The sequence below is a fragment of the Nocardia sp. NPDC057668 genome, assembly GCF_042799795.1.
Lineage (GTDB): Bacteria > Actinomycetota > Actinomycetes > Mycobacteriales > Mycobacteriaceae > Nocardia.
Map to the genome: position 1 here is coordinate 338,541 of NZ_JBHVIC010000004.1, position 23,137 is coordinate 361,677.

21 protein-coding genes are annotated in these 23,137 nt (G+C 67.1%); 7 read left to right on the forward strand and 14 right to left on the reverse strand.

The genetic code is table 11. The features are described 5' to 3' along the window. Nucleotides 1-400 precede the first annotated feature (400 nt). On the reverse strand, nucleotides 401-571 hold the full coding sequence (locus ACFVBH_RS25670; protein WP_379005888.1) for a hypothetical protein: 171 nt from the start codon (nucleotides 569-571) through the stop codon (nucleotides 401-403). A gap of 558 nt (nucleotides 572-1,129) precedes the next feature. Here ACFVBH_RS25670 and ACFVBH_RS25675 point away from each other — a divergent pair. Beyond that, the gene (locus tag ACFVBH_RS25675; RefSeq protein WP_379005199.1) at nucleotides 1,130-2,086 is read left to right on the forward strand and encodes a PucR family transcriptional regulator; all 957 of its coding nucleotides are present in this window, start codon (nucleotides 1,130-1,132) and stop codon (nucleotides 2,084-2,086) included. A gap of 18 nt (nucleotides 2,087-2,104) precedes the next feature. Here the strand turns inward: ACFVBH_RS25675 and ACFVBH_RS25680 are convergent, their stop codons facing one another. The 5 genes from ACFVBH_RS25680 to ACFVBH_RS25700 all read right to left on the reverse strand — a co-directional run bounded on the left by ACFVBH_RS25680 (nucleotide 2,105) and on the right by ACFVBH_RS25700 (nucleotide 7,538). Then, a complete protein-coding gene (locus ACFVBH_RS25680) occupies nucleotides 2,105-3,988 on the reverse strand; it encodes an AMP-dependent synthetase/ligase (RefSeq protein WP_379005201.1) in 1,884 nt (627 codons plus the stop codon). A gap of 169 nt (nucleotides 3,989-4,157) precedes the next feature. After that, on the reverse strand, nucleotides 4,158-4,847 hold the full coding sequence (locus ACFVBH_RS25685; protein WP_379005203.1) for a TetR/AcrR family transcriptional regulator: 690 nt from the start codon (nucleotides 4,845-4,847) through the stop codon (nucleotides 4,158-4,160). Nucleotides 4,848-4,853: 6 nt separating this feature from the next. Further along, nucleotides 4,854-5,915, reverse strand: coding sequence for a dihydrodipicolinate reductase (locus ACFVBH_RS25690; protein WP_379005205.1), 1,062 nt, complete (start codon nucleotides 5,913-5,915; stop codon nucleotides 4,854-4,856). A gap of 87 nt (nucleotides 5,916-6,002) precedes the next feature. Then, nucleotides 6,003-6,692 carry a TetR/AcrR family transcriptional regulator gene (locus tag ACFVBH_RS25695; RefSeq protein ID WP_379005207.1) on the reverse strand — a complete coding sequence of 230 codons (690 nt, stop codon included), beginning with the start codon at nucleotides 6,690-6,692 and terminating at the stop codon, nucleotides 6,003-6,005. 195 nt (nucleotides 6,693-6,887) lie between these two features. Beyond that, nucleotides 6,888-7,538 (reverse strand): TetR/AcrR family transcriptional regulator, encoded by a 651-nt coding sequence (locus ACFVBH_RS25700; RefSeq protein ID WP_379005209.1) that lies wholly within the window; start codon nucleotides 7,536-7,538, stop codon nucleotides 6,888-6,890. 140 nt (nucleotides 7,539-7,678) lie between these two features. Here ACFVBH_RS25700 and ACFVBH_RS25705 point away from each other — a divergent pair, with 140 nt between their 5' ends. Further along, nucleotides 7,679-8,608 (forward strand): zinc-binding dehydrogenase, encoded by a 930-nt coding sequence (locus ACFVBH_RS25705; RefSeq protein ID WP_379005211.1) that lies wholly within the window; start codon nucleotides 7,679-7,681, stop codon nucleotides 8,606-8,608. Between the two features lie 461 nt (nucleotides 8,609-9,069). Here ACFVBH_RS25705 and ACFVBH_RS25710 read toward each other — a convergent pair whose 3' ends face one another. After that, the gene (locus ACFVBH_RS25710) at nucleotides 9,070-9,726 is read right to left on the reverse strand and encodes a TetR/AcrR family transcriptional regulator (protein WP_379005213.1); all 657 of its coding nucleotides are present in this window, start codon (nucleotides 9,724-9,726) and stop codon (nucleotides 9,070-9,072) included. A 127-nt stretch (nucleotides 9,727-9,853) separates the two neighbouring features. Between ACFVBH_RS25710 and ACFVBH_RS25715 the strand changes: the two genes are divergently transcribed. Together ACFVBH_RS25715 and rox are read left to right on the forward strand one after the other, a co-directional pair. Next, entirely contained in the window at nucleotides 9,854-10,879 is a 1,026-nt protein-coding gene (locus ACFVBH_RS25715; RefSeq protein ID WP_379005215.1) for a hypothetical protein, read from the forward strand. A 353-nt stretch (nucleotides 10,880-11,232) separates the two neighbouring features. Further along, complete coding sequence (gene rox, locus ACFVBH_RS25720) at nucleotides 11,233-12,693, forward strand: rifampin monooxygenase (RefSeq protein WP_379005217.1); 1,461 nt, start codon at nucleotides 11,233-11,235, stop codon at nucleotides 12,691-12,693. Here the strand turns inward: rox and ACFVBH_RS25725 are convergent. Further along, nucleotides 12,668-13,159, reverse strand: a complete 492-nt coding sequence (locus tag ACFVBH_RS25725) for a dethiobiotin synthetase (protein ID WP_379005219.1) — start codon at nucleotides 13,157-13,159, stop codon at nucleotides 12,668-12,670. The two genes, rox and ACFVBH_RS25725, sit on opposite strands and share 26 nt — an antisense overlap. 119 nt (nucleotides 13,160-13,278) lie before the next feature. On the opposite strand from ACFVBH_RS25725, the gene ACFVBH_RS25730 reads away from it, so the two are divergent. Further along, nucleotides 13,279-13,962 (forward strand): DUF6585 family protein, encoded by a 684-nt coding sequence (locus tag ACFVBH_RS25730; protein WP_379005221.1) that lies wholly within the window; start codon nucleotides 13,279-13,281, stop codon nucleotides 13,960-13,962. Nucleotides 13,963-14,055: 93 nt separating this feature from the next. After that, on the forward strand, nucleotides 14,056-14,529 hold the full coding sequence (locus ACFVBH_RS25735; protein ID WP_379005224.1) for a GNAT family N-acetyltransferase: 474 nt from the start codon (nucleotides 14,056-14,058) through the stop codon (nucleotides 14,527-14,529). Nucleotides 14,530-14,579: 50 nt separating this feature from the next. Here the strand turns inward: ACFVBH_RS25735 and ACFVBH_RS25740 are convergent, their stop codons facing one another. Continuing rightward, nucleotides 14,580-15,524 (reverse strand): SDR family NAD(P)-dependent oxidoreductase, encoded by a 945-nt coding sequence (locus tag ACFVBH_RS25740; protein ID WP_379005226.1) that lies wholly within the window; start codon nucleotides 15,522-15,524, stop codon nucleotides 14,580-14,582. Nucleotides 15,525-15,735: 211 nt separating this feature from the next. Here ACFVBH_RS25740 and ACFVBH_RS25745 point away from each other — a divergent pair, with 211 nt between their 5' ends. Continuing rightward, complete coding sequence (locus ACFVBH_RS25745; RefSeq protein WP_379005229.1) at nucleotides 15,736-16,914, forward strand: trans-sulfuration enzyme family protein; 1,179 nt, start codon at nucleotides 15,736-15,738, stop codon at nucleotides 16,912-16,914. 143 nt (nucleotides 16,915-17,057) lie between these two features. Here ACFVBH_RS25745 and ACFVBH_RS25750 read toward each other — a convergent pair whose 3' ends face one another. From ACFVBH_RS25750 to ACFVBH_RS25770, 5 genes are all read right to left on the reverse strand, one after another. After that, nucleotides 17,058-18,179, reverse strand: a complete 1,122-nt coding sequence (locus ACFVBH_RS25750) for a methyltransferase (protein WP_379005231.1) — start codon at nucleotides 18,177-18,179, stop codon at nucleotides 17,058-17,060. 310 nt (nucleotides 18,180-18,489) lie between these two features. Then, nucleotides 18,490-20,700, reverse strand: coding sequence for a molybdopterin-dependent oxidoreductase (locus ACFVBH_RS25755; RefSeq protein ID WP_379005233.1), 2,211 nt, complete (start codon nucleotides 20,698-20,700; stop codon nucleotides 18,490-18,492). 48 nt (nucleotides 20,701-20,748) lie between these two features. Beyond that, nucleotides 20,749-21,570, reverse strand: coding sequence for a mycofactocin-coupled SDR family oxidoreductase (locus tag ACFVBH_RS25760; protein WP_379005235.1), 822 nt, complete (start codon nucleotides 21,568-21,570; stop codon nucleotides 20,749-20,751). Further along, the gene (locus ACFVBH_RS25765; protein WP_379005237.1) at nucleotides 21,567-22,607 is read right to left on the reverse strand and encodes an NAD-dependent epimerase/dehydratase family protein; all 1,041 of its coding nucleotides are present in this window, start codon (nucleotides 22,605-22,607) and stop codon (nucleotides 21,567-21,569) included. The genes ACFVBH_RS25760 and ACFVBH_RS25765 overlap by 4 nt, the downstream gene beginning before the upstream one ends. 40 nt (nucleotides 22,608-22,647) lie before the next feature. Beyond that, nucleotides 22,648-23,133, reverse strand: a complete 486-nt coding sequence (locus tag ACFVBH_RS25770) for a nuclear transport factor 2 family protein (protein WP_379005239.1) — start codon at nucleotides 23,131-23,133, stop codon at nucleotides 22,648-22,650. Between the last annotated feature and the right edge of the window lie 4 nt (nucleotides 23,134-23,137).

Sequence of the window (23,137 nt, forward strand, 5' to 3'; positions counted from 1 at the left end):
GCCCGCGACCAGGGTTGCCAGAATGCCGTTGCTGCCGGCCGATCCCAGCCCCGAGCCGGTGTCCCCGGATCCGGAACCGCCGTTGTCCGCGATCGATGCGGCGGGGTTCGCCGCCGCGACCGTGCCGGATCGCTGCTGCCCGCCGAGCCGGTGTAGGCGCTCTCGGCAGGATGTATTGGGACGGTAGACCGTCCGGGAAGAGTGCGGGGGCCACGCCGCCGTGGGAGCAGCCGGTCATGGCCCCCGGACGGGCGTCTCCGGTGTCCGCTGCCCGAGTGCCGGTCGGTGACGTCAGCGCGCGGGGAGAGGGATGGCGCTTCCATGGATCGCGCCGGGTTCCGAGGAAGTATTGCAGCCCGGCGGGTATTGCCGCCCAATACTTTTCGCGCCTCGTATACCGTCAGCGAAACCGCGTCCGGCGAGTTCGTGAGCAGCTGTCATGCCGGCCGGGCCCGCGCCGAAAATGGCCACGGATTTCCCGGGGAGTGGCCCCGGCTCGCCGGCTTTTTCCGGGTGCGCCCGATTTTCCCAGGGCCGCCGCGCCGGCGCCGACCGCCGCGGCCGATTTCATGAACGAGCGCCGCGATTGCGGCGGCAACCGGTTGTCTTGCACCTTGGCCTCCCGACCAATCGCCCCGGAGTGGGCGACCTAGTGCCCGTGGTCTGTTCAATGCGTCGAGCCAATATGTTAACAATTATTCTGGCCTGAAACGGAGGTCAAGCAAGTCTGTATCAGATCACAAAAAGTGTCTTGAGCGGCAGATATGTGAGAATCGTTACGAACGATCCGCAGCTGTGGAGTCGTAAATAATTACCGCGTATTTCAGAGAAACGTTGTGCGATACCGGCGTTGCGTGTCAAGCTACACCCCACAATCCGGTGGCCTCTGGCCGCCGGGACGGAGCACGTGCCGCACGGTGAAAGCGCTGTGCGACAGCAGAATTCGTGGTGGAGTATGGACCAATTTTCCGAATCGTCGGATATGCCAGCGTATCTCGGGGAAAGTATCGAAGAATTGGTCCTCGCGCAGAGTGTCATCGTAGGTCGATGCTGTGCCGAGTTCGCGACCGCGATGATGGCCCGACCGCCCGCTTCGGGCGAAGTGGAATTGAACCGTTTTGCATTCTTGGTGGCCGAATGGGCCCGCGCCGGTGTGCGGCTCGAATCGATCCAGCACGCCATTCACGCCGGATTCGGTACCGCACTGCGCGAACTCGCCGCCCATACCGGACCGTCTGAGTTCCCGGGCTTCACCGCCGATGCCGACCGCGCCGTCACCCTGCTCGGCCGGGCGACCACCACCGTGTCGCTGGTGTATCTCGCCGAACTGGAGAACGTGCTGCGCGAGCGCCGCGGAATCGAGGACGCGGTCGCCGCCGCGCTGCTCGCCGGACACGGCGCCGACGCGTTGGCCCGCGAATGCGGAATGCGGATAGCCGAGTCGTACTGCGTTCTCGCGCTGCGCATTCCCGCTGAATCCGCCGGGCCGGACCATGTCATGCTCGATGCCGCCCGGCAGGCGGCGGGGAGATTGCAGCGCGAGCTCGCCACCCGCCGCACGGACGGCATCCTGACCCTGATCGGTTCCGGTGGCGGCACCGTGCTGATTCCGAGCCCGACCGCCGTCGCCGGCGACCTGAACGGTTTCCTGGCCGGGCTGACCGGCGTGGCCGGGGTCCCGCTGACCGCGATATGCGCGCCGTCAGCGGTGCGCGACATCCCCGATGTCGCCGGGCGCGCGCACGAGCTGCTGAATCTGATCCGGCAGGTGCGCAGTGCCCCGGGCCTCTATCGTTTCGAAGACTTAGCCCTGGAGTATCAGCTGACCCGCCCCGGACCCGCTCGCCGTCTGCTCGCCACCCTGCTGGACCCGCTCGATCCGTATCCGGACCTGCTGGAAACCCTGCGCGTACACCTGGCCAACGAGCTCAATCGCCGCCGCACCGCACGCCAGCTCCACATACATGCCAACACCATCGACTACCGGCTGCAGCGCATCAAACAGCTCACCGGGCTCGACCCGGCCGTGCCCTCGGCGCTGTGGCACCTGCGTTCGGCGCTCATCGCCCGCAGTTCGGAGACCTGACGAGCCCCGCGTCGCCGCTCATGATTGCTGGGCGGTGTTGCGGGGCTGCGTGTTTTCCCGGTCCCGGTGTCCGAGGTCGATGATCTCGGGCCCGGGGTACTCCGAGTACAGCGCCTCGATGTCGTCCTCGTAGCAGCGTTCGATGGCGTGCCGGCGCATCGAGTTCTTCGGCGTGAGCTGTTCGGAGCCGGGCTCCCAGTAGTGATCGAGCAGCAGGAATCGCTTGATCTGCTCCGGGCGCGAGACCAGCCGGTTGCCCGCGAGCACGGCCTCGAGGACCTGCCGTCGGATGCCCGGCCGGGCGCAGAGGATCTCGACGTCGGCGACCCGCACCCCGGACGCCGCGCAATCCGCCGCGATCGCCTCGCGGTCCAGGGCCACCAGCGCGGTCAGATAGGGCCGGCCGTCCCCGATCACCATCACGTGCCCGATCAGGAAAGAGGCTGCGACGATACCGCTTTCGATGCAGGCCGGGGCGATGTTCTTCCCGGTGTCATTGATGATCATCTCGCTGCTGCGCCCGATGATGCGGAGATTTCCGGCGGCGTCGAGCGTGCCGAGGTCGCCGGTCGCGAGCCAGCCGTGTGCGTCGATGGCCGCTGTGCTCGCCACCAGATCGCCGCGGTAGCCCCGCATGACCATCGGGCCGCGGACCATGATCTGCCCGTCGTGGTCGAGTTTGATCTCCGCTCCGGGGATCGGCGTCCCGACCGAGCCGAGCGCGGGGGTGGATCGGGTCGTCGCGGTGCTGACGCCCGCGGCTTCGGAGAGCCCCCATACCTCGGTGATTTCGATGCCCAGTGCCTGGAAGTATTCGAGCACCTGGACCGGAATCGGCGCTGCGCCCGAGGCGGCGAACCGGAGCTGGTCCAGACCCAGCTGCTGCCGTATCCGGGCGAGCACCAGGCGATCTGCCACCCGTCGCCGCACGTGCTTCCGCAGCCGGCCGAGGCCGCGCGGGGCTTCCGCGTGCGCGGCGTGACCGCCGATCTCGAATGCCCACCGCGCCAGCGCTTGTCGGCTGCGCTTGGGCTCGCCCTCGATGCGGGTCTCGATGGCGGCCCTGGCCTTCTGCCAGATCTGCGGCACCCCGAACAGGATGGTGGGGCGCGCGTCATGAAGTGCCGCGGACAGGTGGTGGGGGTCGGCGACCGAGGTGACCTGTAGTCCCCAGGCGAGCCCGCCGTAGTGCGCGGTGACCCTGTCCGCGATGTGTGCCGCGGGGAGGTAGGACACGATCCGATCATCGGGTCCGGCGCGCAGTTGTTCGCTCACCCCCGCGAGCTGGGCCAGGATGTTCGAATGGGTGAGCTCGACGCCCTTGGGCGCGCCGGTGGTGCCGGAGGTGTACGTGATGGTGGCCAGATCGTCGGGCCGCACCAGCCGCCAGGTCGCCTCGAAGTCGAAACCCTGTGCCGGAGCGCGTATCAGGCGCTTCAGTGGCAGCACTCCCGGGCCGACGTAGTCCACGCAGATGATGTGGGCGAACGTGATGCCCGCCTTGGCGATGCGCGGTAGGAACTGCCGTTCGGTGACGATGACCCTGTTCCCGGCGTTCGCGCAGACGTAGGCGATCTGCTCCGGCGGCAGGGTGTTGTAGATCGAGAACGGGGTGGCTCCCACGTGCAGCGCGGCGGTGTCGATCAGATGGAACTCCGGGCGATTGGTCAGCATGATCGCCACCGTGTCGCCGAATCCGACACCGAGCGTTGACAATCCGGCGGCGATTCGCCGCACGCAATGTCCGTACTGCTGCCAGGTGAACTCGCGGCCACCGCCGGGGATGCGCAGTGCGACCGCCTCGGGCCGGATCGACAGTGTTGCCTGGAACGCGGCCGGGAGTGTCCACACGGTGTGTCCCCGCGCATGCTCGAACCCGAAGAATTCGCTGATGTGGTGCATCGATGCCCCTCGGTCCGCAACCTGCTCACTACAGAATCAACGGTAACGTGCGGGTTGCCGCCGGGGCGCTGGAATGCGAGATTTCTAGGGCGATTACCAGCAAAGATGTGTGGGTTTCGTTCAGGTCGATGTGATCTCGCACATCTACATGCTGGGAATTCAGGATAACTTAGTAGTCCGCGTGCGACGGTTGGCTCCGGTCGCCCCGGCCCAGCTGGGTTTCGAGGGCGGTGATGACCAGCGTCAGTTCGAAGTCGAATTGCCCGTCGGGGAGCGGCTGCGTGCTGCGGGTGTTCGCCACCCGGGACAGCAGCGAAAACTGTTCGTGCGCGGTGTCGTTCAAGGCTCGGAGAATGTCTCCGGCCTGCTGCGTGCCCGAGCCCGGGGCCGCGTTGTGCGCTTCGTGCGCTGCGGCCTGGGCCAGCCGGGCGACCAGTGTGATGGTTCGCCCGGCGTCGTCGACGGCGAGACCGGCGTCGACCAGCGCACGAAGGGTTTGCTCGATGATCCCCAGAGCCGCCATGTCGGTCATGCCCTCGAATCGGGCGTAGGAGATCAGGGCGCCGACGCTGAGGAAAGCCTCCCGCATCGCACGGGCACAGGATCGCAGCACGCCGCGCCAGTCGGGATCGGAGCGCAGATCCACTCGGCGGAAAGCGGATTCGAAAGCGTCGAGGGCGAGGAGTTCGAGCAGGCCGTGCCGATCGCTGACGTAGTAGTTCAGCGCCTTGCGGTCCACCCCGAGCGCGTTCGCGACCGCCTGCATGGTGACGGCTTCCGGCGCCAGCCCGCGCGCGGCCGCGAGAATCCGCTCGCGGTCGATCTTGTTCGGGCGTCCCCTACCGCGGGATTCGGTCACGAACGGTCATTGTGCCCGCACTATCCCGCGCGGCAGGGGCAGGGGTAGATCGACGTAGGTGACGATGCCCGGTTCGGCCCGCACGACCGCGGGGATGGCGTGGATGGGCGGCATCGCCGTCATGATATGCCCGAGAACCATGAAGTCGGCGATGGTTTCGGCCTCGAAGTCCGCGGGCGGCAGGAATCCGACGGTCATGTTCACGGTGGGGCGGCCGTCGACGGTGATCTTCCAGCCGTCGCCGTCGAGTTTCCAGTCGGGGTCCAGGGTCTGGCCCTTGCGCCAGCGCACCGTGAGCTCGACGACGGTCGAGTCACCGACGCGTCCCTGCCAGCTCACGAATACCCCGGCGACGCAGCCCTTCTCGATGGTCCACGAGCCGAGGTCCAGATCCGCTGTGGTCTGGGCATATTCGGCGACGCAGCGCACCTCGTCGAGCTCGGTGCCGAGCGCGGCGGCGACCAGGCGCACGGCTTCACCGAAGATCGCCGTCCCGTGTTCGGCGGCGCCGGCGAGGCTGGGATCGTCTATCCGACGGCCGAATCCGACGGGCCGCTCGGTCGCGGGGGAGTCGTAGAAGGTGGTGTCCGCGGACTCGGCGATGGTTATCTTGTCGATCCGGTCGCAGGCGGTGCCCGCGACGATCGCGAGCAGTTGGGCGAACCCCGGACTGACTCCGGAGCCGAACATCGTCGACCGCCCCTGTTCGCAGGCCCGCTCGATGCGCTCGCGGTCGGCCGCCAGGTTGTGCCCGGTGATGAACGAGGCCGTCGACACCACGTTCACGCCCGCGGACAGGATCGACACCAGCTCCTCGGTGTCGGACCACATCGGGTTGTAGACAACGCAATCGGGTTTCAGCGCGAGCAGCGCGTCGACGTCGTCGGTGACGACCACGCCCGCGGGTGGCCCGCCGACGAGCTCGCCGACGTCGCGTCCCACCTTGTCCGGCGACCACGCGAAGCAGCCGACGAGTTCGAGATCGGGGTGCGCGAGCAGCGCCCGCGCGGAACTGGTGCCGACATTTCCCGTCGTCCACTGGACGATCCGATAGGGAGTCGATGACATGGGGAACCTCATTCGCTCGGCGGCCGGGACCGCCGGCCGAACTCCTGCCTACACCCGAATCGAACTCGCCCGCAGGCTTTTCGGCGATTATTCCCCTGTAGGGAAAAATACCTCCGCCTGTTCGGACTCCTCGCCGGCCCGCAATGGCACCGCCGCCAACCCGCCCCAGCACAGGGTGACGACACCGGCCACGGCATCGGCTTTGGGCATGCTCCGCCCGGTGTCGAGCCAGTAGCGCGCCGCGAACTGACTGGCCCCGACCAGCCCCGAGGCCATCAGATGCGCCTGCACGGGGGAGAGGTCGGAGTCGTGCGCGATCGCGGCGGTCACCGCGTTGACGCACGCGTCCGTGGCTCGCCCGATCCGCCACTGCACGGACGGCTCGTTCGACAGGTCGGGATCGAGCACGAGCCGGAATCCGGCGGGTTGCTGGTCGGCGAAGTCGAAGTAGGCCTGCACGGCAGCCTGCACGCGGTACCGGTTGGTCGCGTTGGAGTACAGCGCCCGCTCCACCGACTGCGTCAGGTTGTCGATGTGTTCCTGCAGCACGACCAGATACAGCTCGAGCTTCCCCGAGAACTGCCGATACACAATGGGTTTGCTCCACCCCGCCAACGCCGCGATGTCGGTCATGGTGGCGGCGTGATACCCGGCGGAGTCGAAAAGCGTACTGGCTGCGCTGATCACCTGCTGCCTCCGCAACGCCCGCCGCATCCGGGCCGCGGTCCCGCGCGAAGGCGGCACTTCCTCGTGGTGGTCCACCAGCTCAGCCGTCATGTTTCGACCTCCGTCGCGAGATACCCGTTTCCGGGGAACGTTCCCCGAGGCGTAAGGAGGAGCGACGTTGATCTCGATCGCCGGTACGTGCGTTCTTCATTGTAGAAAGGCGAACAGTATTGGCAACGTGAGCGAAATCGCTTGAACTACAACCGTCTTTGAGGTTTGGCTGCGGGTGGCTTCAATATGGGTGAATCACCGCGGGTTTGCTGGAGACCGTGGGTTGGGTGTCATGGTCAGTGCCTGCGGCACGGCTGTGAATGCGGCATCCAGTTCGGGCGCGAGGGTTGACGTGCCCGGCCGGGTGCTCCAGGTGTCGAGTGCGCGGTGGAAGGCCGCGACGAGGATATCGAGAGCCAGGCGGGGACGCTGGTCGGTGCCCGGGTCGAGGTCGTAGCGTTCGGTCAGGATCGTCAGGGCATCCCCGATGGTGCGGTCGCAGAATTGCAGGTTGTGTGCGGCCATGGCCGGGGTGGCCGCGGCGAGGAGGTGGCTCCGGGCAGCGCGATCGGCCCAGTCGGCGGTGTCCACGCGGTCGAGTGCAGCGAGCAACGCGTCCTGCAGGGCCTGCAGCAGGGGGCCCGTGGTGGGTTCGCGGTCGGCGATTTCGGCCAGGAAGACGGCCCACAGGTCTTGCAGGGGCGCCATGGCGACGTCTTCTTTGCTGGTGAAGTTTCGGAAGAAGGTTCGCTTGGAAACCTCGACGGTGTCGCAGAGTTCGTCGAGGGTGGTGTTATCGAAACCGCGGGCGGTGAACAACTCCAGCGCGGTGTCGATCAGTGCCTTCCGTGTGCGTAGTTTCTTGCGTTCGCGCAGCGGCAGCCGGTCGGTCGCAGCATCAGCCATGGTCACCAGCCTAGCCAACATCGGCCGGTTAGCGGCTATTGCCTATTGACAGCTTTTGCCACTGAGTGGCACATTGTGGTTCGTCGTCGCTCTCGACGGTGTTCGTCCACATCGTTCCGCTAACCGAAAGGCGTTGTCGCATGCGCGCACTGGTTGTCGATCACTCTGCTGAGTCCGGGTTGCGGGTCGCGGAGGTACCCGACCCGGAGCCGGCGCCGAATCAGGCACTGGTGCGCGTCACCGCTACCTCGCTCAACGACGGTGAAATCCGCTTCGTGCTGGCCAATGCCCCGGCGGGGGCGGTGCTGGGCTGGGACGCGGCCGGGTTCGTCGAACGTGCCGCCGCCGATGGATCGGGCCCGGGTGTCGGGACGCCCGTGGTCACTCTCGGTCCGGCGGGGGCGTGGGCGCAGCTGCGCGCGGTCGACACCGACCTGCTCGGGGTGGTCCCCGACGGCGCGGATCTGGGGGAGATGAGCACGATTCCCGTGGCGGGCGCGACCGCGCTGCGGGCGCTGCACCGCCTGGGCCCGATCCTGGGCAGGCGGGTACTGATCACCGGCGCGACCGGCGGGGTAGGCCGTTTCGCCGTGCAACTCGCCCGGCTCGGCGGGGCGTACGTGATCGCCACGACCGGCGACCCCGTCCGGCACGGCGACGCCCTGCGAGCGCTCGGCGCGGCCGAGATCCTGTCGGACCCCGCCGATGTGGCGGCTCCGGTGGACGGGGTGCTGGATCTGATCGGCGGCGACCAGCTCGTGGATTCCTACCGGCATTTGACCCAGGACGGCACGGTGGTCGCGATCGGTCACGCGGCCGGTCAGGACGAAACCTTCAGGTTCGGAACGTTTTTCGGCGATCAGGGCCGCCACAACCGCTCGATCACCTCGTTCTTCCTGCTGTCGTGCACGAACCTGTCCCCGGACCTGAGCTGGCTGGCCCACCGGGTCGCCGCCGGAACCCTTGATGCCGGCATCTCCTGGCGCGGGGACTGGACGCGGGTAGGTGAGGCGGCCGAGGCGCTGCTGTCCCGTCGGCTACATGGCAAAGCGGTCCTCGACCTGAGCTGACCGGTAGGTCACACCCCACCCACTCACCTGCCTGCCCGGCCGCTGCGCCAACACGATGGCGGCCGGATCGTCACGTGGCGCTTTGTCCGACGTGTTGGACGTGGGCCGAAGTCGTTTGGATCGGGCATGACAAACGGCCCGCCACATATCGTTTCGTTTAATACGTCATTTCAACACGGAACAAACGAAACGAAAGTCGGGAAGGGCGAAATGATCAGGCGGTCTCTGACCGCCGATAACCAAACGTTATCGGTGGTCAGAGGTGTGGCGTGCCGGTGTCCCGCAGCCGGGTTTCAGCGAGGGGCGGAGTGCCTTTCAAAGATGGCTCGCTCGTGCAGAACCTTCGGCGCCACAGCGCGTTTGAGCCGCGGATGCCGGGCGCGGTAGGGCCTCCGCCCATGCGGCCGACATCCAGCCGTTCCCGTCGAGTGATTCCCTGTGGCCGTGTGTGCGGCCGCGGATCAGTCCCGGTGAGAGACCTCTTCCTGACATCTGGATTGTTGTGGCGTCGCCTTCTCGGCTGCGTCGAGTGCCGGCACGAGTGGGGCGAGCGCGGCGCGAAGCAGGTCGGGCAGCGAGCCGGACACGACGACGAAGCCCACGGTGGCGGGCATGCGTGCCGACGGCTGTAGCCATTGTTCGAGTGCGACACGGATGGCGGCGGCCACGCTGGCGGCGAGCACACATGCGGTGAGTTCGTCGAGAGCGCCGAGACGCGCGCCGATCGCGGCGGTGAGGGGTTCCGCGATCGTATCGGTGGCGCTGAGGAATACCGCGCGCAGTGCCGGGTGTGTGGTGATCAGCAGTAGAGCGTCGCGACGCTCGTCACTCGGGTCGGCGTAGTGCGAGACGATCGCCTCGATGACGGCGTCCGCGAGGCGGATCTGCGTGGGCTGAGCCGCTACCGCCGAGGCGACTCGTGCCTCTCGCTCGGCGGTGACGGCGGCGACGATCGCCTGCTCGCGGCTCGAGAAGTAGTTGTTGTAGGTCCTAGGTGAGACCCCTGCCGCCTCGGCGATGTCCTCGACCCGCACGTTGTCCGGCCCGTGTTCCAGGGCCAACCGCAGCGCTGCTTCCCGCAGCGCCTCGCGAGTGGCCTGCTTCTTGCGCTCGCGCAATCCCGCCGATCTTGTCGTCACGATCCGATCGTGCCACAGAAAATGCGTCTACGAAAAATTGCGTGCACGCAAGTTTGTGGCCTAGTGTGGCGTCGACCGAACCCGATCGACGGAAGGGACCACGCGTATGCGCGGCAAGGGGATGACCTATGACACCGGCTTTCTCTCGAACGGCCAGACGTCACGGAAGGAATTCGACCTCGAGATCGTCCGGCGGGAGCTGGCCATCATTCGAGATGATCTGCACTGCAATGCCGTTCAGATCGTCGGCGGTGATGCCGACCGGCTGGAACTGGCAGCCCGGTGCGCTGCGGAATTGGGACTCGAGGTGTGGTTCTCGCCCTACCCCCTGGAACTGCCGAATGCGCAGATCCTGTCCCTGTTCGCAGACTGTGCGCGGCGGGCCGAGCGGTTGCGGCTGACCGGGGCCGAGGTCGTGTTCGTCACCGGCGTCGAACTGAGCCTGATGAACCCGGAGTTCCTGCCCGGGGACACCGTCTGGGAGCGGCTGGAGCCCCTGCTCGGCAATCCGTATGCCCGCAACGAGCGACTCGGCGAGCTGGTCGCTCGGCTCGACGACTTCCTCGGTGAGGCCGTCAGAATGGTGCGCGAGCAGTTCGGAGGCCGAATCACCTATTGCGCCATACCGTTCGAGCGGATCGATTGGACACCCTTCGACATCATGTCGATCGAACTCATCCGCTCCGCCGAGGTCGCCGATCAGTTCGGAGCCGGCGTGCGCGAGCTGGTCGCGCAGGGAAAACCGCTGGCGATCACTGGATTCGGCACGGCTACCTGGCAAGGCGCCGCCGATGTGGCCCCACGCAGCAACGAGATCGTCGAATACGACCCCGCGACCGGCGCCGCGGTCCGGTTGAGCGGCGACTACACCCGCGACGAGGCCGGGCAGGCCGCCTACCTGAGCGAGCTGCTGGAGATCTTCGACAACGAAGGCGTCGACAGCACTTTCGTGTTCCTGTTCGCGTTGCACAGTCACCCCCACCGCCCCGACGGCGATCCCCGCGACGACCTCGACCGCGCCAGTCTGGGCATCGTCAAGGTGCTCGAAGACCGCCGCGGCACCACCTACCCGGATATGAGTTGGGAACCCAAAGAGGCATTCGCCGCCGTCGCCTCCCGCTACGCCGGCTAGCCGCGCTCGGGGTTCGGTGCTCCGCCGTCTCGCGCTCCAGGCGGCGGCGTTAAAACCTGTTGGCGAACCACGGCGACCACTGATACTTTGCCGGAGGCCGTGCAAGAGACCGAGGAGGTGGTATCCGTGAACGCAGTATCGACATGGGTGCTCCCCTCGTGGGTCATGGTCGGGCGATAGGTCGTCGTCCGGGAGCGCCGTTCACCAGCACTCCCGAAAAGGCAACACCTGTGAACTCTCCTCAGTCCACCCCGTCGTCGAACGCAACTGTCGAGCGGGATGTCTCCTCCGGTGACGTCCCCGGTTTCCGACAGCGGGCCTTCGGCAGCGGATGCGCGCCACAGACATTCGATGTGATCATTGCCGGGTCCGGCCCGACCGGTTTGATGCTGGCCGCCGAACTGCGGCTGCACGATGTACGAGTACTCGTTCTGGAGAAAGAACCTGAGCCCGTGTCGTTCGTGCGCATAGTCAGTCTGCACATGCGCAGTCTCGAGCTGATGGCGATGCGTGGACTGCTGGATCGGATGCTCGAACGTGGAAGACGGCGACCGGTCGGCGGTATCTTCGCCGCCATCCCCAAACCCGCGCCCGAGGGCCTGGATTCGGAGCACGCCTATCTGCTGGGCATTCCGCAGGCGGTCATCGTTCACCTGCTCGAAGAACATGCGATCGCGCTGGGCGCGCAAGTCCGACGTGGTTGCGCGGTGGCCGGTTTCGAGCAGGACAACGAGGGTGTGACCGTCGAGCTGGCCGACGGGGAGAAGCTGCGTGCGCGTTACCTCATCGGGTGTGACGGCGCGCGCAGTACGGTGCGCAAACTGCTCGGCGTCGGATTCCCCGGCGAGCCCTCACGGAATGACACCCTCATGGGGGAGATGGAAGTGGGTGTGCCGCAAGAAGAGGTCGCTGCCAAGGCGGGCGAGATCTACGCGACCAACAAGCGTTTCAGGCTCCAGCCCGTCGGCGAAGGTGCCTACGGCGTCGTGGTCCCCGCCGCCGGAGTCAGCGATCGTGCGGAGCCGCCCACCCTCGACGATTTCAAACAACAGTTGCGCGCCATCGCCGGAACCGATTTCGGCGTGCACTCCCCGCGCTGGTTGTCCCGCTTCGGAGATGCCACTCGGCTGGCCGAGCGTTATCGGGTCGGGCGTGTGCTGCTGGCCGGCGATGCGGCGCACATCCACCCGCCCTTCGGCGGACAAGGCCTGAACCTGGGCATTCAGGACGCGGTCAACCTCGGCTGGAAACTGGCCGCACAGATCTGCGGCTGGGCACCGGAAACACTGCTGGACACCTACCAGACCGAACGTCATCCGGTCGCCGCGGACGTACTCGACAACACCCGCGCCCAAACGGAACTGCACTCCACCGAACCGGGCCCTCAGGCGGTGCGCAGGCTGCTCACCGAACTGATGGACTTCGACGAGGTGAACCGCTATCTGATCGAGAAGATCACCGCCGTCGACATCCGTTACGACTTCGGCGAGGGCCCCGACCTGCTCGGCCGCCGCCTGCCCGACATGGACCTGAAACAGGGCCGCCTTTACGGTCTGCTGAATCGTGGCCGAGGTCTGCTGCTGGACCGCACCGAACACCTGACAGTCGGAGGTTGGTCAGACCGGGTCGACTACCTCGCGAATTCCTCTGCGGCACTGGATGTTCCGTGCGTCCTGCTGCGACCCGACGGCTATGTCGCCTGGTTCGGCGACGATCAGCAGGACCTAGACGGTCACCTCACCCGCTGGTTCGGTAAGCCCGGCACTGATTCCGCGCCTGAGGGCGGGATCAGAGGCGACGGCCCGCGCGTGTGAGCGCTTCGGTGACAGCTGCTTCCGGGGAGTCCGCCACCACGGCGGCCTCCATCGGATTGCCATCGGCGTCGAGGATCTGCCAGCCGCCGATGGTCACGATCGGTATGCCGCCGCGCCGGTTCGCCAGCGCGAGCTCGGACAGTGTTCCCCAACTGCCGCCGACCACGATGACCGCGTCACCGGAGTTGACGATGATCGCGTTGCGGGCCTCACCGATGCCCGTGTACAGGACCGCGGACAGGCCGGCGCAGATGCTGCCGGAGTCGGTGTCGGGGCGGATCCCGATCACCAATCCACCGGCGGCGGAAGCGCCTTCGGCGACCGCGGCCATCACACCCCGGCCGCCTCCGCACAGGACGGTGACGCCGTGTTCGGCCAGTAGCCGGCCGATCTCGCGGGCATTTTCGGCGTCGGCGGGTGTGCAGTCACGCGGGCCGCACACCGCAACCTGGATCGGCATTGTCATCTGGTCGGTCTCGCTTTCTCCCGGCGTACACAACGCTCCGGCAAGCCTCCGATGTCGGACGCCGGCGAACGAGGTTGTGCCAATACGATGGCATTTCGAGTCGAGGGAGGAGACCTTATATGCCACGCCTACCTGAACCGGTGCCGGCGGAAGTTGCCGAGCTGGCCGAGCAGCACCGGCTGGGGCTGCTCATCGATGCTTTCGTCGTCGCGCGCGACCGAAAGTCGTTGGGGCGGGACAAGGACCTGGGGAACCGGGTGTACGCCTACGGGCCGGGGTTGATTCGGAAGATGGCGGGGCAGCCGCTGTACGTGATGCGCTGGGCGGAATTCAACCGGGTCGAGCAGAGCGTCACCCATCACCACACCAACTCGGCGTACAACGGGACATCCTTTCGCTATGTCCTGCACAGTCCAGGCGGGGGATACGCGAACTTCAGCGACTGGTACAAGGATCCACAGCACAGTTCGATCGACCCGTTCCACAACGATGTGCGGTACGTGACGTATCTGCGGGAGGGGATCGCGGGCATCTGGCGCCAGCAGATCATGGATTCGCTGAGCGCGATCGAGCGTGGACAGACCCTGACATTCGGCGCCGTGAGCCTGGACTCGGGTGGAATCCGCACCCAGAAGAAGGGGAAGCTGGCGTGGTCCGACTTCAGGGACATCTCCCTGGACAAGGCCTACGTGGTGATCGAGAAGCGCGGCAAACTGCTGCCGTGGGCGATGGTTCCGTACGCGCTGGCGCCCGAGGCCACGCTGATCGTCACCCTGGCAAAGCATTTGGCCCCGAACCGCTGACGCCGTGACCATGTCACCCGAAGCCCGCTTCGCTCTCCCCGCCGGCGGGGAGAGCCCGACCGGTCACACCAACGACGTGCAGGTCGTGCCAACGTGATCATCGAACCGCTGTCCGTCGACCGCATCGGCCAGGTCATCGACCTCATGGGAACCGGTGCGCCCTTCATCACGCCCCGCACCTATTCCGACTATTGGCTGTACGCGACATTGTTCTCGGCCACCTGCCCGGTCGCCGTCGCCGAGAACACGGTCGCCGGCGCGATCATCGCGTTCCGCAGCCAAGACGATCCCGCCGACATCTACCTCCAAGACGTCATCACCCACCCCGGCCACCGCCGCCGCGGCGTCACCCGCCTCCTGCTCGAAACCGTTCGCGCCCAAGGCAAGAAGTGGGGATGCCGCCGCCTCTTCCTGACGTCCGACCCCGGCAACATCACCGCCCACGCCACGTGGACCACGCTCGGGTTCACCAACGTCCCCGGCGACCACGTCATGAACGGGATATCGGTCGTCGCCGACTACAAGGGGCCGGGCAGGTCCCGCGCGGTCTACGAGTCACCGGTGTAGCCACGACCCCGAAAAGCGGTGCCGGTGCCCCTATCCAACTGAGCCCGACCTCATCCCTTCAGCACATCGCCGTCGCGGCCGCCACCACCAAAGGTGAACTGGTCGACAGCAACCCAAAGTTCGGCCTCGCGCTCCCGGTTGTACGACTCGTCGGACGATCGGGCCACGCGATCGCGATCGATGTAGGAACCGGTGACCGCCTCGACTTTGCCCAGCACGACGTCGGCGAGGTGGCGTCCCGCGGTCTTCGGGCTGTTGGCCAAGGGGGTGATCGTCAGGGCCGGCAGGATTCGGCGCATCGCGAACCGGGAGAATGGGTCTGCGTCGCGTGCCAGATCGGTGCCGGGGACGAACCCGGGGTTGAACGCCAGGACGTCCACTCCGGCGGGGAGGCGGCGAGCGTACTCGTGCACGAGGTGGATCGCGGCCAGCTTGCTGGTGGAATAGGCGACCCGGCCTGCGGCAGTGGTTTCCGGCCGGGGGTGAGCACCCACGCGGGCGAGGCGTGCCGGTGTTTGCCAGACCGGACCGGGGACCATCCCCAAATTGTGTTTGAAGTCCCCGAAGTGGGTGTCGCTCACGGTGATGACAATCCGCCCCGGCGCCCGCAAGCGTGGCTCGAGCAGACGAATGAGCAGGTGGTTGGCCAGCACGTTGACCGCGAACGTCGACTCGAACCCGTCGGGTGTTTCGGTGAGCACGTTCGTGTATTGGATTCCCGCGTTGGCGACGAGCCCGATCAACGGCGGAAGCTCGCCACCGTCGAGTCGCGCTTCGATCTCATGGACTGCCAGCCGAACGCTGTCGAGCGACTCGAGGTCTGCCGTGATGTGGGTGACCGAACCTCGGCCCGCTGCTAGTTCCGCGAGGTGGGACTGTGAACTCGCTCGGGCGAGAACCACCAGGTGCACACCGGGCTGCTCGGCGAGAATCCGCTCGGCAGCGACCCTTCCGATCCCGCGACTGGCACCCGTCATCACGATGGTCGACTGCACGATCTACTCCTTCGCGGCAGGCATGATCAGTTGGGGTCGACTCGAACTATCAACTCGCACTTCATGACAACGGGTCGTCCGGCTGCTCGGTTCCGCGATCTCGAAGACAGATGCCGTCGGCCGCGCCGGGCGAACCACACGTCTTCGTCCGCGTAGCAATCGACCTAGGTGATGCGGAGGACGGTGTTGCGACCGCCGTATTCTCGCCGTCATGAGCAACACGCCTGAGCATCCCGAGCTGTCCGCGCTCGCGCCTGCCACCGTCGTCGTCGCAGCGGGCCGGCCCGACCGTGAACAGGGCGGGCACGTCAACGCCTCCATCCCGATGAACTCCACGTACGTCTCGCGGGGTGTGATCACCTCGGGCGAATTGTCGTACGCGCGTGGGGACAACGACGCGTGGCACCCGTTCGAGGAGGCGCTCGCGACGCTCGAGTGCGGTGGGGGAGAGCCGGGGGCGGGGATCGTGTTCTCGTCCGGGATGGCGGCGATCGCGGCTGTGTTCTCACTGGTGCCCGACGGCGGCACGCTCGTGTTGCCGAGGCACGCGTATCAGGCCGGGATGGTGCTCGCGCGGCAGATGTCCGAGCGGCACGGGGTGACGTTGCGGTACGTCGACATCGCCGATACCGACGCCGTCCTCGCGGCGCTCGACGGGGCCGATCTGCTGCTCGTGGAGTCGCCCACCAACCCGATGCTGGAGGTCGCGGACCTGCCGGCCGTGCTGGGTGCCGCCCGCGACGCGGGTGTGCGCTCGGTGGTCGACAACACGTTCGCGACGCCGCTGGGGCAGCGGCCGCTCGAGTACGGGGCCGACATCGTGCTGCACTCGGTGACGAAGTACCTTGCGGGACACTCCGATGTCGTCCTGGGTGCGCTGGTGACGCGGGACGCCGAGCTCGCCGCGACCCTGCGCGAGCATCGCACGCTGCACGGCGCGATCGCGGGACCGTTCGAAGTGTGGCTGGCGCTGCGCGGCCTGCGGACCCTGGCGCTTCGGTTCGATCGCGCGCAGGCGAACGCGGCCGAGCTCGCCCGGCGGCTCGTGGATCACCCCGAGGTCGCCGAGGTGCGGCACCCCTCGCTGCCCGGCGACCCGGGCCACGCGCGCGCGAAGGCGCAGATGAACGGGTTCGGGGCGATCATCGGCGTTCGGCCGAAGGCGCGGGCCGGGTCCGGCGACCAGGTGCGGCGGGCCGACGCCGTTGTCGACGCCGTGCGCCTGTGGCTTCCCGCGACCTCCCTCGGCGGGGTGGATTCGACCCTCGAGCGCCGCCGCCGGTGGGGCACCGAAGCGACGACAGTGCCCGAGGACCTGCTGCGCCTGTCGGTGGGCATCGAGGACGTCGAGGACCTCTGGGCTGATCTGGATCTGGCACTGCGTGCGTGATTGCCCGAAGTCCGGTAAACGCCCTGTGCGGCAGCGACTGTCACGTGACGCCTTCGTGCTCGGCCCGGTGTATGGGTAACTGACGTTCTTCCCCGCTGCCGGAAACCGTTTCGCGCGAACCGGTTTCCGGCACGGGGTGGCTCCTAGCCCGTGAGGCGCCAGAGCGAGGTGACCTCCGCCGCGCGTGCGACGTGGAGGGGATCGGTGGTGTCGCTGGCCCGAGGGTGCCGCGGCCTGGTGTCGATTCTGTCCACGACGTGCAGTCCTGCCGTGCGGATGCGGGACAGTAGATCCTCGCGGGTTCTGAGGCCGAGATGCTCGGCCAGATCCGAGAGTACGAGCCAGCCTTCGCCTCCGGGTTCGAGATGTGTGGTGAGGCCGGCGAGGAAGTCGCGGAGCATCGCGCCGTCGGGGTCGTAGACGCCCTGTTCCACCGCCGAGGTGGGCCGGGCCGGAATCCAGGGTGGATTGCAGACGATGAGATCCGCGCGGCCGTCGGGAAACAGCCGGGGCCCGGTTACTTCGATGCGCCGGGTGTAGTCCAGGCGGCCGATGTTCTCGCGCGCGCACGCCAGGGCGCGCGGGCTGATGTCGGTGGCCACGATGTGCTCGATGCCCCGGCGAGCCAGGACGGCGGCCAGCACTCCCGTCCCGGTTCCGAGGTCGAACGCGGTGCGGCGCCGGCCGCCGAGCTCAGGGAGCGGGGCCCGGGCGACGAGGTCGACGTATTCGCCTCGGACAGGCGAGAATACGCCGTAGTGCGGATGAATGCGGGCTTCGAGGACCGGCACCGCCACCCCTGTCGCCCGCCACCGATGTGCTCCCATCACTCCCAGGAGTTCGGTGAGCGCGAGCGCCATCGGCTGCCCCGGCGGACCGTATGCCTCGATGCACGCCGCGCGTACGTCGGGAGCCCGGCGCAGGTTCACACGGTAGTCGTTGTCCAGCAGGACGATAAGTCTGCCGAGGACCCGGGCACGGTGACCACGGGCCCGGCGGTGCAGATGAAAGGACTCCGCGGAATCGGCACCGTGCCGGACCGGCTTGCGGTCGCAGCGTCTGCGCATCGCCTGCAGTAGTTGGCGTGCGTTGTGGAAGTCGCCGCGCCACAACAGGGCGGTGCCTTCGCAGGCCAGCCGGTAGGCGGTCTCGGCCTTCATCCGGTCGTCCGCTTCGATGACCCGGCCGGGCGGCGGTGTCGCGCTCTCGGAATGCCACAGGGCGGAAAAGGACGTGCTTGTCTCGGTTCGGTGATCGGTGGACACCGAGTACTCCTCGTGATCGAACGTGCAGGGGCACGAAGAGCACTTCGAACGGGAGCGGAGAAACGGCCTGTGTCAGGGCACAGGCGCGAGTGTCAGGGCAGGCAGGGCTACCGCTCCCGCGTCGAAGCGCGAGAGGGGAAATCGCCGAGAACCATGCCGAGTGTCACGATCGGACCTTTCAGAGAACTGACCTCGGAAGGCTCGCACAGCTCGGCCTCCGGAGGCAAACCGTGTGATGAGCATGCGGGACAGCCGACTTCGGGTCCGCGTCGAAACCCCGTGCTCACGGCCGCAACACCCCGCGCGGTCGTCAAACGTCCGCGTTGTCGATCCGAGCTACCGACACGGGTATGCCGATCAATATCGACATCCCCGCCAAAGCCTCGAGATCCCCGGGTTCGGTGGACATGAGCAGATTCACGTTCACCCCGCCGACGAGATTGGCTCGTCGCCAGCCGCCGGTCCCCTTGTGCCCGTACCCGTGCGGCACCGCCACCACCCCGCGCACGAGACCCTCGGTCAGGCGTGCCGGTAGCTCGATCCGCCCGTGCGCCGATTGCACGCACACCATGTCGTCGTCCTTGATTCCGAGTTGTGCCGCGTCCTCGGCGTGGATCAGCGCGCGTTGCCCCCGTCTGCCGCCGCGCCACAGCAGCGGTGGGTTGTGCATCCACGAATTCTCGGACGCCGGCTCGCGCATCCCGATCAGGCGTAGGGGATATTCCGGCGTCCGAGGCTGCCCGGTCAGACTTGCTATCTCGGAAGCTATTTCCTCGTGCCGGAGCCGAACTCGGCCGTCTCGATAAGCCACGATCTCCCCGAGCACACCGGTCCGGACGGTCGGTGCGAGCACCGTCCCGTGGGGGTGGCGGCGGATCAGCCGGCCGAAGGTCAACCCGGAGCGCCGCAGTCCGAATCGATCCCCGCCGTCGGACAGGCGAATGATCATGTCGACGATCGGGCGAGGGTGGAACCGGCGTCCGAGTAGTCCGAGCACCAGGCGGATGGCCGCGAAAAGCAGGAAAACCGGGGTGCGCGTGGCCATCCGGCGCATCATCTCGTCGATGATCTCCCATTCCGATCGTGCGAGACCGCGCGGAGGCACGACCGCCGCGGTCGCCTGCCGGAAGGGCGTCGCCTGGAACTGCTGGAAGGTGATCGCGAAGTCGTCGCGTTCGTACATCGTGGTGACGGGCAGGATGTAGTCACAGTGCGCGGTGGTCTCGTTGACGTAGAGATCGAGGCCGACCATGAGGTCCAAACCCGCTGCCGCCGCTTCGAACTCGTCGCCGTTGGGCACCGAGAGCACCGGATTCCCCGCGCTGACGAACATCGCCCTGATCCGATGTCGTCCGGGAACGGTCATCTCCTTGGCCATCAACGCGGCGGGCTCGGAGCCGATCACCGCCGGCAACCCGCCGACGCGGGTGCGCCGGTTCCGATAGCTTCGGCGCAGGGAGGCGCCCATCGCCATCATCGCCCACCGCTGGCCCGGGATGCCCAGGGTGCTGAAAACACTGCCGCCGGGACGATCGAGGTTGCCGGTGACGAGGTTGACCGCATCGATGAGGTAGGCGGTGAGGGTGCTGTGGCGTCCGACGCTGGTGCCGAACCTGCCGTAGACGGCGGCATGTGGCGCGGCCGCGAGGTCGCGCGCCAAGGTGCGGACCCGCTCGGGTGCGATCCCGGTGTGCTCGGCGGTGGTCTCCGGGGTGAAGGGGGCGCACCGCGCACGCAACCACGTCGTTCCCTCGGGGAGGTTCTCGGTCGCGGCGGGATCGGCGAGGTTTTCAGTGAACAGCACGTTGAGCAGCGCCAGCAGCAGGTACGCGTCCCCGTCGGGAATGATGCCGAGCCAGTCGAACGCGGCGGCGGTCTCGGTCCGGCGCGGGTCGATGACGACGACCCGGCCGCCGCGTCCGACGATGTCGCGCAGGCGATCCCGGATCCTCGGCGCGGTCAGCAGGCTGCCGTGCGAGACCAGTGGATTCGCGCCCATGATCAGTAACAGGTCGGTCCGCGCGAGATCGGGGATCGGAACCGCGAGCGGAGAGCCGTAGAGGAATTGGCTGGCCAGCATCCGGCTGCTGGTGTCCTGGGTCGAGGCGGTGAAGTAGTGCGCGCGCGAGCCGAGACCCTTGACGAAGGCCACGACCCCGAGCAGGTGCGAATAGCTGAAGGCGGCCGGATTGCCCATGTACCAGCCGATCGCACCGGACCCGTAGCGTCGATGGATCACGCGCAGCCGCGCGGTGATGTCGGCCATCGCTTCCTGCCAGCCGACCTCGACGAAACCGTCGGGGGTGCGACGAAGGGGAGTGGTGACCCTGTCCGGATCGTTGACCACCTCGGTGAAGGCGATGCCCTTCTGACAGGCGAATCCCGCCGAGAGCGGATGATCTCGATCCGGGCGCAATCGAGTCAACCGCCCGTCTTCGACGGTGGCGACCATTCCGCACAGTGGTTCGCAGATCCGGCAGAAGGTGGTGACGTTCCTGCTTGCCGTCGTGTCCCGGTCCATCAACTTCACCTCGACAGTGCGTCCGATCCGAACTCGGCCGCTCGATTATCAGTACTGCGTCGACCCCTGGTCGATGGACATCGCGGTTGCGGTGATCAGCCGTGACTCGTCGCCTGCCAGCCAACAGACCGCGTTCGCGACATCCTCCGGTTCGGCGATCCAGACCGGGAGGAAGGGGGTGTTCATGTTCGCCAGTTGGGGGTTCGTTTCGAGCGTGCGGCCGATCGCGGAGATCATGTCGCCGGAGCCCATGGGGGTGTTCACCGCGCCGGGGTGGACGCTGTTGACGCGAATCGCGTGCTTGCCGAGTTCGGCCGCCAGCGCGCGGGCCATGCCCGTGACCGCATGTTTGCTCGCGGTGTAATGAACCATGAAGGGCTGCAGCTTGATACCGGCGGCCGAGCTGATCAGGATGATCGAACCGCCGCGGCCGCCGTCGATGATCCGTTGTGCGCCCGCCACCACCGTGTTCCAGGTTCCGGTGACGTTGGTGTCCATGACGTCGCGGAACGACTCGGGGGTGATCTCGTTCCACGCCTGCGGCGGGCTGATGCCGGCGTTCGCGACGATCACATCCAAGCGCCCGAATTCGTTGAATCCTTCGTCGACAGCCGCGGTGAGGGCTTCGAGGTCCCGGATGTCGGCGACCGAGGCGACGATGCGACCACCGGCGGAACGGACGAGGCGGACGGTCTCGTCGAGGTCTTCCTTGGTGGCGGAGTCGTAGGGCACCGCGGGCGGGAGGGGCCCGCACAGGTCGACGGCGATGATGTCGGCGCCTTCGGCGGCCAGGCGCACCGCGTGGGCGCGGCCCTGACCGCGAGCCGCTCCGGTGATGAATGCTGTTCTGCCGGTCAGTGAACCACTCACCCGGGATACCTACTCTCGTTGATCGCAGACGATGACCTGCGGTTTCTATGACGCTGAAGAAAAAATTCGGCCCCGGCGCGCACCGCGTCCGCGGTCGGCGACGGGATCCAGTTCAGCTCCCGCGTGGCTTTGCCGTTGTCGAGTTCGGAGGTGGCGCGCAGCAGCTCGACGGCGGTGTGATTGAGCTGGAAGTCCCGTCGCAGCAGCCTGCCCGCCGCGCTGAAGACGTATCCGAGAGCGACGAGAGCGGGCAGCGGGATCCCGAATCGCGGGGGTCGCACACCGCCGGTCCGTGCCGCGAGCGCGTAGAGGTCCCGTGCCGTCATGAAACTTTCGGTGACTATGTAGCGTTCGCCGTCGCGGCCGTTCTCGGCGGCCAGCAGCAGCGCCCGCGCGGCGTCCTCGATACCGACGACCATCGCCCCGACCCCGCGGAAGTACGCCGGGAGCCGGCCCAGCGCGGCCAGCGCGACCAGCGAGCCGTGGGGAGTCGGCTGCCAATCGCCCGCACCGTAGGTATTGCCGACACACAGTGCGACAGCAGGCAATCCGCGATCGTGGACGTACTCGAAGACCAGCTCTTCGGCCGCTCGCCGCGAGGCGATATAGGCCCCGCCCCGGTTCGACCAGTTGTGCGGCGAGTTCTCGTCGGCAGGCACACCATCTACGGCCAATCCGATCGTTCCGATGGTGCTGGTGAACACGAATCGCTCGAGATGGGCCTTCGCGGCGATCTCGAGTACTCCCCGCAGCCCCTCGACGTTGGTCCGGAACAGCGGGGCCGGATCACGAAGCCACGCGCGGGTATCCACGACGCAGTAGAAGACGACGTCGCGATCGGCCATGGCGGTATGAACGGCCTCGGTGTCGAAGATGTCCCCGTAGTGCCGCTCGATGTCGAGACCGTCGATGTTGCGCGTCCGGCTCCCGGCGCGCAGCAGCACCCGGACGTCGTCACCCCGATCCACCAGCTGCCGCGTCACCGCGGACCCCAGAAATCCGCTCGCACCCATGACGAGTACTTTTCGCTTGCTCATCGTCGTCCTTCACCATCCGCCGCGTACGAAGACATCGGTCTCACGCGGGCGCATTCGTCCAGTCTCCGATCAGTTTCACGTGAAGACGGGTGAGGTGCAGCGAGCTGATTCGCCAAGTGCCCCCGCTCTTCTCATATGTCTCGTGGTAATGCCCGGCACCGTGCAGCTCCCTGCCGTCGGAATAGATCAGCCGATCCGCCATCGCCCAAATGCCGCCGGCGGTCGTCGCCGATGTCAGCGTGATCTCCGAGGTGTGGCAGTGATGGACGGTGGTCACCCCGGCGAGGGTGGCGAGCACCGCCGGAACGAAGGCGTCTACGCCTTCCAGCGTGAAGCTCCGTGCGGGCGCGCTGCCGGTCGCGGCGCCGATGTCGGTGCGAACGCGAACGTCCAGGGTGAAGACGGACCGCCAGGATTCTTCATCCTTGCCGTCGAGGAAGCGGCAGTACCGGGCCTTGAGCTCCCGGATCGATTCCCGCTCGATTAAGGCGGCGATGGCCGCCGGTGCGATGTGATCTTCCGACATGTCA